Genomic DNA, 13957 nt, shown 5'->3' with positions numbered 1-13957 from the left:
CATTTCATTTACTAACAAATTGAACAAATTAACAGCTATGATGTCTTACAGCGACTAGTACAAAACAAACTTGTCAACAAAGGACAAACCCTACTCGAACGCCACTACAGTTACGATGCCATCGGCAACCGCACCGGTAGCGCCCAACAACCAGGTGAGTGGCAGTACAACGACCTCAACCAACTCATCAAATGGGGGGAAGGCAAACAACAGACCAGCCTAAGCTACACCATCAACGGGCAGCTAGCGACAGAAGAAAACGCCAATAAAAAACTCAACTATAGCTACAACGCTGCCGAGAGACTAAGTAAAGTCAGCAACGACAGCGGAGAAATAGCCAGCTATCAATACGACCCATTTGGCCGGCGCATCAGCAAAACCGTAAATGGCAAAACCACCTACTACATCTACAGCAGTGAAGGACTAATAGCCGAACTGGATCAAACAGGACGGATGCAAGTAGCGTACGGGTGGGAACCAGACAGCGATTGGGGCACCAGCCCCTTATGGCAGGCGAATCTAAACGAAGGCCAAACCCTAAAAAATGCCAGCTATCACTACCTGATAACAGACCATCTGGGCACCCCACAACTAGCAATAAACAGTGCAGGAGAATAGAGCTGGAAGATTAACAGTGATGCATTTGGTAACAGCGAACTGGATGCAAATAACCAAATCACCATGAACCTGAGGTTTCCGGGACAGTATTACGACGAAGAGACTGGACTATCGTATAACTACTTCAGAGATTACGACGCAAAGACTGGAAGGTATATCCAGAATGACACGATAGGGTTAGCTGGGGGGATCAATACGTATGGATATGTAGGTGGAAATCCTATAGAATTTAGAGATTCAATTGGATTGATGAAAAAAAATAAAGATTTGAAAGAAATGGACAAGAAAGGTTGTGAAGAGCTTAAAAAATTAATAGAATATGACGATAAATGCAAAAGTCCTCGTTGCGTAATATTCTCAAAAAATTATCATGCTTTCAGTTTTCAAGAATCAATGTTGGGTTTAAATAGACCTTATCCAAGTATTGGAGGGGATGTTGACATTGATTGGATGTTAAGATCATCATTTTATGGTTATGGATGAATACCTGGAATGTCAATTTTGGTATATAACGTAGGTAAAATGAGTTGGAATATTATGAATAGAGTTAAACCAAGGCAAAATATGGATATTGAGCGACATCAAAATGCCGCTAAAGCTGCTTACTTTTGGTTAAGAGAAGGCTTGACATTACGTGAAATATTAGAACCAGCAATAAATACTTGTGATTGCAAGTATAATGTGAAGATATAATTAAAGGTCACTTGGATTATATTTTTATAATCCAAGTAGATTCGGAGATATTGCGTGAAGCAACTACTATATACTATTATAAAAAAAATATGTATTTATATAATAAATTTTTTTATATTTTTTTTATTTATAAAATTTTTTGTATTACTTATTTCATACTATGATACAAGATATGCTAAAAATGGTAAATTGCACGATGATTTCACAATTGTCGTATTTGAAAATAAATCATTTTTTCCGCTAGAGCTGAGTAAACTTAAAAATATTCGAACCAATGATAAATTGTTTATCTCAGACATAGATAGTGCTGAAAAAAAATGGAATATTAATGGAGAAACTTATCTTACTTTTTCATATACAATAACTAAAGGAAAAAATGAGGATCAAATAGAAACAGTACTTAAAGATCCTGACAGAACCGTGTGGTCAACTTATAAAATTGTAAATGAAACTATTATACCAATAAAATCTAGATTATATACTTTTGATTATCTACCGTTAGCTACTTTTTTAGCATTCATAACCACATGGTTTTTAAATTCTATGTTCAAATATTTAAAAATAAATAAATTTTTTGAAAATTATTGTAATAATAAATAATTTATTAAAATTAAATAACAACTTAGATTGCTGTCAACTTTTTTATTTTAATAAGACTTTGTTAATTAGGAAATTAAAATGAATTATCCGAATGGTGATGAAATAAGGGCAGGAGATAAACTTAGTTTAGAAGGAGGAATGACAGGTTTAGTATTATGCTCTTTTGATTCAAAAGATTATCTTCCTGAATTTGATTATGAATCTTGGATAGATACATGTAAAACTGGAATAATGGTAGATACTGATGTTGCCGGTTTAATTCATTATTCTGAACCAAATTCTAATTTTAAATTGTTAAAAAGAAAAAAGTAAGAATTGCTTAAATACATGTATATTTTAGTTAAAAATTGAATTTAATTATCTCGCCATTTATTATATTGCGGGATATTTTTTGAATATTTAATTCAATGTAAATACTTTAGCTACAACGCCCCCGAGAGACTAAGTAAAGTCAGCAACGACAGCGGAGAAATAGCCAGCTATCAATACGACCCATTTGGCCGGCGCATCAGCAAAACCGTAAATGGCAAAACTACCTACTACATCTACAACAGCGAAGGACTAATAGCCGAACTGGATCAGACAGGACAGATGCAAGTAGCGAACGGCTGGATACCGGACAGCGATTGGGGCACCAGAGGCCCTTATGGCAGGCCAATTTAAACTAAGGCCAAACCCTAAAAATTGCCAGCTATCACTACCTAATAACAGACCGTCTAGGCACCCCACAACTAGCAATAAACAGTGCAGGCGAATAAAGTTAAAAATTAACAGTAATGCATTCAGTAACATTAAACTAAATGCGGGTAACCAAATTTCCATGAATCTAAGGTTTCTGGGGCTGGATTACGACCAAGAAAACAACCTGTCGTACAATTACTTCAGGGATAACGACGAAAAAATGGGAAAAGCTATCCAGAAAGATCGATCTCACTAAATGGTAAGATAAACGCATAGGGTTATTTATGTAAAATTATATTGTTATACAGTGACATGATTGAGCAGTTTCTTTCCGTACTTGTTGCTGGGTTAATAAAGATTGGTGTTTTTGGATTGAGATTAGCTTTTTAAAGCAAAAGAGCAAAAATAATAGTTTTAGTTGCTATGCCTAAATAAAGATTATTCTCTTTTAAAAGCACAAAAACATTTATTAAAATTCTAATATTTTCCAAAACATGTATATACAAAATCAGAAGAAAATATTACTGTACTAAAATCCATAATTTGTTAGTGAAAGGTAAAGTGCTGAATTTCTAGATGGAAAAGAAAAACCAGACCGATGCGTTGTATTAAAACAATTAATTGATGAAGGTATAATAACGAAATCAGAAGCCAAATCTACTGAAAAGCATGGGGATGTAGACATTCAAGAGCAAGTAAAGATAAAATGCGTAAAAAAAGGATAGATGATGGCTAGATCTGCATATTGTAGAAAACAAGAAGATATTGAGTTTAAATATTGGCAGAGATGTAGATTTTTACCTGAAGATAAATTAATTGCTTTACTTGGTCATAATAATTTTAAATTGAGTTTAGAGGCTGCAAGAGTATTACTGTTAAAAGGTGGTAGTAGAGTTATCAAAGTTGCTCAAATAAACTGTTTTAGCAATAATTATAGGACTAGAGCATTAGCTGCTTTTATTTTAGGAGAGATCCACTTATCTACTAAAGAAGAAAAACAAGTTATAGATAAACTGTCTGATTTAGCTCTGACAGATAAATCAGCTACAGTAAGGTCGTATGCTGTGGTCTCTTTTGGGCGTCGTTGTAACGAGGCTAAAAAAAATTTTTCAGATTCTTTGATATCACTCGCTGAAAATACTATTTTAGATAAATCCGTAAATGTAAGACAAAGTACAGCCTTTATACTATCAATGTTTGATAATAAGGCCTCAATACCATTATTAATTAAGTTGTTAAAAGATAGTCACAGTGAAGTTAAGGATTGGGCTGCTTTTGCAGTAAATGTTAATGCATATGATACACCTGAAATTCGAAATTGCTTTGTATTATTATTGAATGAAAATAATTTTGATGTACGATATGAAGCCATAATCGGGCTGTCTAAAATGAAGGATAAACGAGTTACTGAGGTGTTAATTAAAGAATTAAGTAAAGACATAGTTTATGATGAAATGGTGGAGGCAGCTGGGTATTTAGGCAATGTTGCCTTACTACCTGTTCTCTATGAAATAAAAAAGAAATGGGGACTTTTTGATGAATTAAATACTTCTATAAAAATATTGGAACATTTGAAATAATTTCAAAGGTATGTTAACAGGATATATTGATGCTGTTGGTAACATAACCGACATGAAACTTATTATTACTATGATAAAGCAGATAATCTGATTCAAGAAAGCCATTTTATTAAAGATAATGCTAATTTAAAGCAAAAGTATGAAATATAGTTATAATGCATTAGGTCAGCTAATTAATGTAATAAAGAAGGGTGATACGCAAACAAAATTTAATTATTTGCTCGACAAACTTGGTCGCAGAATTAAGGAAACTGTTACCTATCAAAACAACAACGAAATAATAACTAAAGAATTGCAGTATAGCTATGATGTGGGTAATCTCCCACTATTACTTATCCTGATGAAAATATAGTTAAGTATACCTATACACAAGGATTATTAAAAGAAGCTTTGTTGCCTAATGGAGAAAAAATAATCTGGGATAGTTATCGCTGGAATCAGCCTGAAAGTATTTTGGCTCCAGGTAGTAAAACTAGTAAAACCTTTAGTGCATTGCAGCAACCATTGAATATTAGAGTAACTAATGCAGACAACAAAGTTTTGTTTCAGCGTAACTACAAATACGCTAAATCAGGCAATATTCTTCAGAGTAAAACTGAGGAAGGCAATATCAATTATCAATACGATGCATTAAATCGTTTGACACAGGTTAATCTAGATCAAAGCTTGCAACAGAAAGGATTACAAGCAGAATCATATATTTATGATTTAACTGATAACCGTATTGGCAGTTTACAGCAACTTAGTGAATGGCAATACAACACCAATGGTCAGCTTATTTTATGGAGTACTTCAAATCAAAAGCATGAAGTCAGCTATGATGCAAACGGAAATTTAATTAAAGAAGTAGTAAATGATAAAGAACGTATTTATCAATACAATGAAAACAATCAATTAAGTAATATTTACGAAGGTGGAACGGAAAAAGCACATTATCAATATGACCCGTTTGGCCGTCGTATTAGTAAAACTGTAAATGGAGAAATTACCTATTACTTATATAGTGCCGAAGGCCTAATAGCAGAATTTGATCAAAATGGAAGAATGCAGGTTGCTTATGGTTGGATGCCGGATAGCATCAGGGGAACAAGCCCTTTGTGGCATGCCAGTTTGAACAATAATCAGACCTTGAAAAATGCAGAATATAATTATCTAATAACTGATTATCTGGGGACGCCACAGTTAGCAATAAACTCAAGAGGACAACAGACTTGGAAGAGTATTGCAGATTCATTTGGTAATACACTACTTAATTCTGACAATCAGATTACCTTAAATCTTCGGTTCCCAGGGCAATACTATGATCAAGAGAGTGGGTTAAATTATAACTTTGCCAGATATTATAATCCTCAAATTGGTCGGTACATTGAGTCTGACCCATTAGGTATACAAGGTGGAATTAACCAATATAGTTATGCAAATGCAAATCCGCTAATTTATGCTGATCCATATGGATTATTTGGTATGGATAATGTAAGGGGATTTATTTACGATACAACAGGTTGGGTGCCTTTTCAAGGACTTGTCAATTGTCTTGCTGGATTTGGAGACTAAATGAGTCTAGGATTAACAGAATGGTTGAAAGACAAAAATAACATAGGCTGTGTAAACAAATGTTCAGATGCATATCGTTATTGTACATTTGTTGGTATTGCACAAAATTTAGTTACACTGCCACACGCAATTATAGGTTTATACAAGAAAGAAAATTCTGCTAAAGTAGCAAGAATAACAGGAAACGAAACTAGGCAATTATCAAATTCAGAAAAATCAGCCGGCTTGGTTCGGAATGTTATCCAAATTATTTATTTCCAGATATAACCCAGAACTGCTTAAATTACTCTAGCGACTGATGCAACGTAAGCAGGCCGACTTGCTTCTGTACATCATTTAAACCAGTAAAGGAACCAAAATGATATAATTAAAGAAATTGCTGAAGTAGGTTCAGGAGCTAGAAGTATTGTCTATATGCATAATGTGTCTGGTGCTGTAGGACATATATTTAAGGTTGCGAACCATAAAGGTGGTATAAATTTTGTGGATGGTCAACAGGTGGTGCTGCAATTACAAGCAGTTATAAACATTATTAATTGATGAGAACTGATTAATGATTACCTTCAAACAAGCTTTAGATTTAGCAAAAAAAAATATAGCGGAAATGGATTCTACATATGAGATTACTTATCTAGATAGATTTTCTGAAGGATGGTTTTTTTGTTATCAATCTGGAGAGTATTTAGAAACAGGTAATACTTCATATCTTTTAGCTGGAAATTCTCCAATTATAATAGATAAAGATAGTGGAGTAATAATTGAAACAGGTACGATTCATCCAATAGAAAAGTATCTTGAGGAATATGTAGAAAAAAAAAGAAATGATATAAAATCAAATTTCAAATAAATTAATTATTGAAATAATATTTTAAAATTCCAATTCCAGTTTTACTGGAATTTTTTAGTATACCCATTATTTTGAAAATTATAAATTAAATTTTAATGCTTTATATTTTATATAAAAATATAAAATATATGCTAAAAAAACTTAAAAACTCAAATTGTTATAGTTTGAAATAATTCTTACATACAAATTTTTCTACTTTAAAATAATTTAAATGAAATGATAAATACAATCTGAATTTAAAAGACAATTAACACGGTTTAAAACTAAATATCTCATTACTTTTAGCGAAATTTGATGAGAATAGAAGAATGCAGGTTGCTTATGGCTGGATGCCGGATAGTATCAGGGGAACAAGCCCTTTGTGGCATGCCTGTTTGAACAATGATCAGAACTTGAAAAATGCAGAATATAATTATCTAATAACTGATTATCTGAAGACACCACAGTTACCAATAAACTCAAAAGAACAAGATACTTGGAAAAGTATTATAGATTCTTTTGGTAGTACCCTACTTAATTCAGACAATCAGATTACCTTAAATCTTCGTTTGCCTGTGCAATACAATGATCAAGAAAGTGCGCTATATATAACTTTTCAAGATATTATATCCGCAAATAAGGGGTTATATTGAGGCAGACCCATTAAGTATTAGAGGTAAAATAAATCAATATGGTTAAGTAAATACTAATACACTAATATATGCTGATCCATGTGGATTGTTTGTAATGGATGATATTTGTGTATTTATTTCTAATAATTTGTGTTGGAAGCCTTCATAGAGATTTAATAATAGTACTGCAACTTTTGTGATTCACTATTTTTTGGATTAACTAGATGGATAAGAAATAGATATGATATATATAATGTAAATTATTGTTATTCAATATATAAATCTGGAAGTTTAATTAGTACTTTATGAGGAATTGGATTGGGTAGAGGTCCTGCTATAGCTTCAGGTATACCTGCTTGAATTTTAGATGCAGGTAAAAGTATTTTTGCTGAAGCCACTTATCAAGGAATTAGAACTAAAATAGATGATTGTTGGTGTTACCATATAGATTTTTATTGAATATTTATCATAATAGTTGGTGTGTATACTTCATGTATAAATTGATTAATATGTATTAATAATAATATTTTTTTAAAAATAAAAATTCAATCTATGGTTGATTTATTGGTGGGATATTATTATTTATTGGTATATCGAACTTGCTGAGCCATATAAACAACTTCCTAACTTTGGGTTTTTATAGATTATTGTTGCATTCCGTGGTTATTAGTTGAATTAATTTTGCAAATTCTAAAATATCATAAATAATTTACTAGACAAGCTTCTTAAAACTAAAATAGATTATATTTATTTTGGTTTTTTATTTAAGAGTGATGGAATTAAAAGCTGAATCATTTACAGTAATGAAATCAACTATAGCGAAATAGAAGCAAATAACCAGATCACTATGAACCTGAGGGTTTCGGGGACAGTATTACGACGAAGAGACTGGACTAGCATATAACTACTTAGGGATTACGAAGCGAAGACGGGGAGATATATCCAGAGTGACCCGATAGAGTTGGCTTGGAGGATAAACACGTATGGATATGTAGGTGGGAATCCGCTTCTATGTATTGATATATTAGGATTAACTTATTGGGATTGCGTTCTGAATAAATCTAAAACTTATGATAGAGGCCATGAATTTGTACTAAGACAGGAACTCATTAGATGCTGATGCCGGTGGTGCGTTAGGCATGGTAGTAGGCGGTAGGTTAAGCGGAGTTGGTTGTACCATTGTATTACCAGTAGTATGTGCTGTTAGTTGTGGAGCTCTTCAGGTGCTGCAATGGGAGGAGCAGCAGGAGCTATTGTAGGTGAAACCATGGGGCCAATAGCAATTGGTGGATTTAACGGTATTGCTGGCGAACTAGCAAGACTTATTTCATGTTCTAGTTCAAATGATGACGTTGAAAAAGATTGCGAAGAAACTGAAGAACAACACTGCTGGAAAGTGAAAAATAAATGTATAGTGGATTGTTCACATAAAGCCATGTTAACTGAAGATCATAGATCTAAATTTTGTAAAATGTGTTAATTCTTGCAAGGAAAGAAAAAGTTGTTAAAAAAAGTATCTGATAGAAATTATCTTTTTGTTTAAGTAATTTTATAGAATATCCCATATTTTTAAATAAAATTTGCTTAATATGAATATATATCATTTTATGAAATTTGGTATTTTAAAAGCAGATAATCAATTATCACTGATTAATCAATTGGAAAATAGAATCATATAAATATACAACCATGTACTATAAAACTTAAAACCATGTAAAATAGTTACATAATTTTGCATATAGAAAATGTTTATGATTAATAACTTAATAAAACAAAATTACTTTGAATTACTTGGAGTATGCCCGGCAGAAAACGATTATTTTAAATCATTTATAATTAATGTTGAAAAGAGTAATAAGAATAACTTTCGAAATATAACTACTGTAGTTTATAGGTTGGATACTTTTGAAGTTTATTCCTATCTACATATATATGATATAGATCATGAAAATAAAGAAGAATCGTTCATTAAAATTCGGCAATATCTTATGCAGTTAGAAAAACCTATTGATTGGAAAAAACCGCATCGCTATTGCATTGCTCAACATGTTTTTAGAATTTTAAGAAATGAAAAATTTAGAATGTTTTTAGAAAAAAAACAAACTAAGTAACGAAAATATTTACCAATATACTTTAAAATCTCAGTTGAAAGAGGCCGCAATAATTAAAAAATTGAATAAATTGTCTGATGAAGAAAAGATTCAATTATTTACTCTAAAAAATTGGGAAATAAAGCTAAAGGACTATGAACAAAATAATTACACTACAAAAGAGATTTTATTTAAGGTTTATAAAAGAACGTATCTTTTTAAACGATTACTTGATAAAGAAAAATTTGAACATTTTTATGATGAGTATACAAAAAAAATTGATCAAATTTATGGGTTAAATGTAAACAATAAATGAATATTAGCTTTATAAATAATTATAAAAAAGTTAAAAATATAAAGATAGTGAGACAGGTTATGCAGTTCATGTTTCAGGAGATAGAGTTGTAATAACAAAATCAAATGGAGAAATACATACTAGTTTCAAAAATTCCAGAGCTAATACCAATATGAGAGTAAAGAAGGGAAAATGGGTTCGAAAATGGGACTAAATTTATATAAAGAAAGCAGTATATTAATAAATCAATGTAATAATGATTGTAATAATATATGTAAAGCTAACTTGTTAGAAAGATTGAAAGATAATAAGTTTGCTGTAATATCAATAGATTATTTATACAATGATGCTAATTTCGAAAAGGATTGTGTAAGCCAAAAAAGAAATTATTACGAATTAGTGAGAGAAGAATTTAGCCTTTCATATTTAAAATGGTTTAATACTGAACAAGAAGCATTAGAAAATTTTTTTTATGATATGGATTAATAAAAATGTACTATATTTTATTTGAAATTAACTATAAGGCTATGGATAAATAAATTAGCGCCAAAATATATTTGGGGTTTAACTAAGATTAAATAGTTAAAGCTTTTTTTAAAATTTATTATTATTTGCAGATGTTTAAATTTTTAACTATATAAATTTAAATAACTATTTAAGGAGAAATAGCCAGGTACCTATACGACCTATTCAACCAGCGCATCAGCAAAACCGTAAATGGCTAAACTTCTTACTACATCTAGAATAGCGCAGGAGTAATAGCCCAACTGGATCAACAGGACGGATGCAAGTAGCGTACGGCTGGGCACCAGCCAGCGATTGGGACACTAGACCATTATGGCTGGCCAATCTAAACGAAGGCCAAACCCAAAAAAATACCAGCTATCACAACCTAATATCAGATTATCTAGGCACCCTACAACTGGTGATAAATAATGCAAGAAAGCAAAGCTAGAAAATCAATAGCGATGCATTTGGCAACAGCGGACTAAATGGAGTAAACCAGATAACCATGGACCTGAGGTTTCTGGGACAGTATTACGACGGAGAGACTGGTCTTTCATTCAACTACTCATGGATTACGACGCGAAAACGGGAAGATATATCCAGAGTGACTCAATAGGGTTGGCTCGGGAGATGAAAACTTATGGATATGTAGGTGGGAATCCGCTGGTATAAAGTGACCCAACTGGGAGTTTGGTTTAGTATTTTTGATAGTAAATGAAATTGCTATAACTTGATTAAGACTCAGTGCCATTAATCCTTCCTGCAGATATTTTGTGGGAACATTAATAAGTTTGGATATTCGAACACTACTTCATCCAATACCCACATTACCTTCGCTACGTGACAATAAAAGTCAAGATAAGAAAGACTATGATACTAAAGAAATTGAAATAAGTGATGTAAATATTCAAAATACGGTAGTAGGTTCACCAGATCCTGATAATCAGAATAATGACCCAAAATATTTAAAAAATGTTAATGACAATTATTTGAAATAATTAGGTTATGATGGTAATGAATAAAATAGGAATTTTTAGGGGACAGAGCAGAGATTAGATATTATGATATATATATGTTGATAAAAAACTGGATAAATGTGGATTTTCAGAAAAAAGGAATTAAAGGAAATGGTATACCTACAGGTTATTATTTATAAGAGAGTTTAGATATGGAAATGACATCGGTTAGAGTGGCTTTTTTCATTTATGGTGAAGATTTTGACCCAAATTATATAACGAAACTTTTAAATATTCTTCCTAATAATACAACAATCAAAGGAATCATTCCTCCAAGAAAAAGTCGGTCAGCAGTAGAAACAACATGGTGCATTGAAACAGGCTATGAAGAATTAGACGATATTGATATTCATTTAAAAAAATAATTAATTTAATACAAGGTAAGGAAGATATTCTGAATCGAATCAGTTCTGAGCTAAATATTGATATGCTTTTTGATGTAGTTATCCATTTAGGAAATAATGAATATCCAGTAATGCGATTGAAACCTGATGTATTGAAATTTATAGCAAGTATTAGTGCTGAAATAGATTTCAATACATATTAAAAATATTATATATATCACAAATTAATAAACTAATTGCCTCAATTTTTTACAATAAGGCAATTGGTTAAGGCTATGTTGAAAAGTTGCTGCAAATATTGGAACCTACTCTGCCGAAACTGAAAATAAATCAAAAGATAAACATCTTAATGATGGTTTAAAGCATATTCAATATCTGATATCTGACAAAGATCATCGGCTCATCCAGATAGAGGTTAGTTTGCAAAGTTACGACAACAACAGCAGAATCAGCCTGCGGTGGGCAACAGTATCCTGTTAACCAGCACAGCCGCTAAAGGTAGTGGGGTCAGTAAAATATCCGAGCCAATGCCGCTAATCGCACCAGCCAAAGCGAATACAATGAACTGGAGAATTTTGCTCAAGCATTAAATCCAGAATTAGAAACCACTATTATAAGTGCATGTGTAGTGTCCCAAGCATGTAAAAATTCGTGACTGATTCATGGTATGGTTTATATCAAAATATGCGTGAAAAAATTAAAGGCACAGATGTTTTGCCTACATTAACGGAAAGCAGAGAAGGTGATAAAATAATACAAAATCCTGCGATAGTGATACAGTTAATATAAACGACCAGAATAATATAAGTACTATTGGAGTAGCTCCACCTCCAAATCCAGATAATGATAATGAACAAGATAAAGCTCTAAAGGATATTATTAAAGATTATATTCCTAGTTCAAAAACAAAAGGATTCAGTACACAATATAAACGTAATAAATCTGGTTGAGAGCAAATGCAAAAAAGATTTTGATAATTTAAATCCAGGCAATGCAAAAAATGTAGGTAGAGAAAATGACGTTTTATGTTTACATGGTCTGCTTAAGGATGGCAGGATAGTATTAATATGTTCTAATCGCTCTAGTGGTAGATCCACAATGGAAATAAGACCAGTTGAAGGTAAACTAGTAACAAAAATTAGATATTAACAAGGATATGTAATGAACATTTGTGATCAAAATACATCTTTGTATAAAGATAAAATTGAATTTATACAAAGTATTTTAAATACGCACTGTGTGATTTCAAAAGATTTTATTGATAAAAATAATTGGATAGCAATGCCTATTCCTGAAAATCTTGAAATTATTGAGTCTGAATGGTTGTCTAATGCCATTCATAGATTTGGATTTACAAAGTATGAACAATATATTATCGAAAATAATGATAAAATAGAATATTTAGAAATTATTAATAATCAAGAAAATATTTATGATAGCGAATACGGTTTTTTGGATAAACGAGTTATTCTAACTAATAAAAATATTGATTTTATGTATTATAAAAATTTAGATAATTTATATCATATATTTGCTGGAACTTATGATTTTGTTTATAGCTGCATTCAATGTAGTGAGCAAAATTGTAAAGAAATTTATAACGAGTACTATCATCAATTTATGAAAGATTCCAAAGAATTTCGAGAATGCAAATATATATGGGATTTATATCAATAAATTAATTTAGCTTTATTTAGTATTTAATCTTTGCCTTTTGGCAAGGATTTATATATATATAATTTTTAATTAAGCGTAAGTAAATAAATAATGGGGCTAATAATGAGTAATTTAATTTCAAGAAAAGCATTATTTGAGAATAAAGCTAATTTTTCTGAATACTTACTAAATTCAGATAAAGGAATTTCTAAGCAATTTATAAATGATAAAGGATGGGTAGCTATGCCTTGTGCAGGCTATCTATATTCAATAGAGGCTGAGTGGCTTTCTGATGCAATTCATAGGTTAGGGTCTAATAGTTATTATCAATACTTATTCTATGACGATGGATTGGAAGAAATATTACAATTTAATAATAATAATAGTAATATTAATTCTAGTGATTTAAATTATTCATATTGTCATACAATTATAACTAATGAAAATGTTGATTTTGTATATTACAGGCATGAATGGGGTTTATATCATATGTTTGCTGGTACACCTGATTTTGTTTATAGTTGTATTCGTTGTAGTAGAAAAATTAGTAAAAAAATGTTTTTAGAATATTGTTTTAATGATGCGGAAAGTACAGCTGATTATGAAAAATGTAAACGAGCTTGGTTTTTATATCAAGGGGATGATTTGGAAAATTAATTGATTTGTGACACAAGTCAAACCGGAACAAGAAAATTAAGCGCAACGAGTAGAATCCTACAGTTACGATGCCATCGGCAATCGCACCGGTAGCGCCTAACAACCAGGTGAGTGGCAGTACAACGACCTTACAGGTGAGTGGCAGTACAACGACCTTAACCAACTCATCAAGTGGGGAGAAGGCAAACAACAGACCAGCCTCAGCTAC

At 31.4% G+C, this 13957-nt stretch carries 20 protein-coding genes and 2 pseudogenes; 21 read left to right on the top strand and 1 reads right to left on the bottom strand.

Annotation, left to right across the window (positions count from 1 at the left end):
- The first annotated feature begins 453 nt into the window (after positions 1-453).
- The 19 genes and pseudogenes from ACQP6D_RS10650 to ACQP6D_RS10560 all read left to right on the top strand — a co-directional run bounded on the left by ACQP6D_RS10650 (position 454) and on the right by ACQP6D_RS10560 (position 11639).
- Positions 454-618, top strand: a complete 165-nt coding sequence (locus ACQP6D_RS10650) for a hypothetical protein (RefSeq protein WP_427858170.1) — start codon at positions 454-456, stop codon at positions 616-618.
- 9 nt (positions 619-627) lie between these two features.
- Positions 628-1101 carry an RHS repeat-associated core domain-containing protein gene (locus ACQP6D_RS10645; RefSeq protein WP_427858172.1) on the top strand — a complete coding sequence of 158 codons (474 nt, stop codon included), beginning with the start codon at positions 628-630 and terminating at the stop codon, positions 1099-1101.
- A gap of 54 nt (positions 1102-1155) precedes the next feature.
- On the top strand, positions 1156-1311 hold the full coding sequence (locus ACQP6D_RS10640) for a hypothetical protein (RefSeq protein ID WP_427858169.1): 156 nt from the start codon (positions 1156-1158) through the stop codon (positions 1309-1311).
- Between the two features lie 54 nt (positions 1312-1365).
- Positions 1366-1911, top strand: coding sequence for a hypothetical protein (locus ACQP6D_RS10635; RefSeq protein ID WP_427858168.1), 546 nt, complete (start codon positions 1366-1368; stop codon positions 1909-1911).
- Positions 1912-1989: 78 nt separating this feature from the next.
- Positions 1990-2223, top strand: a complete 234-nt coding sequence (locus ACQP6D_RS10630) for a hypothetical protein (RefSeq protein ID WP_427858167.1) — start codon at positions 1990-1992, stop codon at positions 2221-2223.
- A 1097-nt stretch (positions 2224-3320) separates the two neighbouring features.
- Positions 3321-4172 carry a hypothetical protein gene (locus tag ACQP6D_RS10625; RefSeq protein WP_427858166.1) on the top strand — a complete coding sequence of 284 codons (852 nt, stop codon included), beginning with the start codon at positions 3321-3323 and terminating at the stop codon, positions 4170-4172.
- A gap of 393 nt (positions 4173-4565) precedes the next feature.
- Positions 4566-5726, top strand: a complete 1161-nt coding sequence (locus ACQP6D_RS10620; protein ID WP_427858165.1) for an RHS repeat domain-containing protein — start codon at positions 4566-4568, stop codon at positions 5724-5726.
- Positions 5727-5993, top strand: a complete 267-nt coding sequence (locus tag ACQP6D_RS10615; protein ID WP_427858164.1) for a hypothetical protein — start codon at positions 5727-5729, stop codon at positions 5991-5993.
- Positions 5994-6089: 96 nt separating this feature from the next.
- Positions 6090-6266, top strand: a complete 177-nt coding sequence (locus ACQP6D_RS10610) for a hypothetical protein (protein ID WP_427858171.1) — start codon at positions 6090-6092, stop codon at positions 6264-6266.
- Positions 6267-6279: 13 nt separating this feature from the next.
- Positions 6280-6573, top strand: coding sequence for a YrhB domain-containing protein (locus ACQP6D_RS10605; RefSeq protein WP_427858163.1), 294 nt, complete (start codon positions 6280-6282; stop codon positions 6571-6573).
- Between the two features lie 308 nt (positions 6574-6881).
- Positions 6882-7205, top strand: a complete 324-nt coding sequence (locus ACQP6D_RS10600; protein ID WP_427858162.1) for a hypothetical protein — start codon at positions 6882-6884, stop codon at positions 7203-7205.
- A gap of 901 nt (positions 7206-8106) precedes the next feature.
- Positions 8107-8304, top strand: a pseudogene (locus tag ACQP6D_RS10595) (RHS repeat-associated core domain-containing protein); the annotation flags it as partial.
- Between the two features lie 111 nt (positions 8305-8415).
- Entirely contained in the window at positions 8416-8664 is a 249-nt protein-coding gene (locus tag ACQP6D_RS10590; protein WP_427858161.1) for a hypothetical protein, read from the top strand.
- Between the two features lie 271 nt (positions 8665-8935).
- Positions 8936-9295: a hypothetical protein gene (locus tag ACQP6D_RS10585; RefSeq protein WP_427858160.1), complete on the top strand. Its 360-nt coding sequence runs from the start codon at positions 8936-8938 to the stop codon at positions 9293-9295.
- Between the two features lie 70 nt (positions 9296-9365).
- Positions 9366-9590: a hypothetical protein gene (locus ACQP6D_RS10580; protein WP_427858159.1), complete on the top strand. Its 225-nt coding sequence runs from the start codon at positions 9366-9368 to the stop codon at positions 9588-9590.
- Between the two features lie 171 nt (positions 9591-9761).
- Positions 9762-10055 (top strand): hypothetical protein, encoded by a 294-nt coding sequence (locus ACQP6D_RS10575; protein WP_427858158.1) that lies wholly within the window; start codon positions 9762-9764, stop codon positions 10053-10055.
- 298 nt (positions 10056-10353) lie between these two features.
- Positions 10354-10524, top strand: coding sequence for a hypothetical protein (locus ACQP6D_RS10570; RefSeq protein ID WP_427858157.1), 171 nt, complete (start codon positions 10354-10356; stop codon positions 10522-10524).
- 325 nt (positions 10525-10849) lie between these two features.
- Positions 10850-11074, top strand: coding sequence for a hypothetical protein (locus tag ACQP6D_RS10565; protein WP_427858156.1), 225 nt, complete (start codon positions 10850-10852; stop codon positions 11072-11074).
- Between the two features lie 170 nt (positions 11075-11244).
- Positions 11245-11639: pseudogene (locus ACQP6D_RS10560) on the top strand (DUF4279 domain-containing protein).
- Positions 11640-11884: 245 nt separating this feature from the next.
- Here ACQP6D_RS10560 and ACQP6D_RS10555 read toward each other — a convergent pair.
- Complete coding sequence (locus ACQP6D_RS10555) at positions 11885-12019, bottom strand: hypothetical protein (RefSeq protein ID WP_427858155.1); 135 nt, start codon at positions 12017-12019, stop codon at positions 11885-11887.
- Between the two features lie 578 nt (positions 12020-12597).
- On the opposite strand from ACQP6D_RS10555, the gene ACQP6D_RS10550 reads away from it, so the two are divergent.
- On the top strand, positions 12598-13113 hold the full coding sequence (locus tag ACQP6D_RS10550; RefSeq protein ID WP_427858154.1) for a hypothetical protein: 516 nt from the start codon (positions 12598-12600) through the stop codon (positions 13111-13113).
- Between the two features lie 102 nt (positions 13114-13215).
- Positions 13216-13749: a hypothetical protein gene (locus ACQP6D_RS10545; RefSeq protein ID WP_427858153.1), complete on the top strand. Its 534-nt coding sequence runs from the start codon at positions 13216-13218 to the stop codon at positions 13747-13749.
- Positions 13750-13957 lie beyond the last annotated feature (208 nt).

Origin of the sequence: Snodgrassella sp. CS2 (genome assembly GCF_050310315.1) — a bacterium.
In the GTDB taxonomy this organism is placed as follows: domain Bacteria; phylum Pseudomonadota; class Gammaproteobacteria; order Burkholderiales; family Neisseriaceae; genus Snodgrassella; species Snodgrassella alvi_E.
Note: the sequence above shows the minus strand (reverse complement) of the source record. Positions and strands in the feature narration are given on the sequence as shown.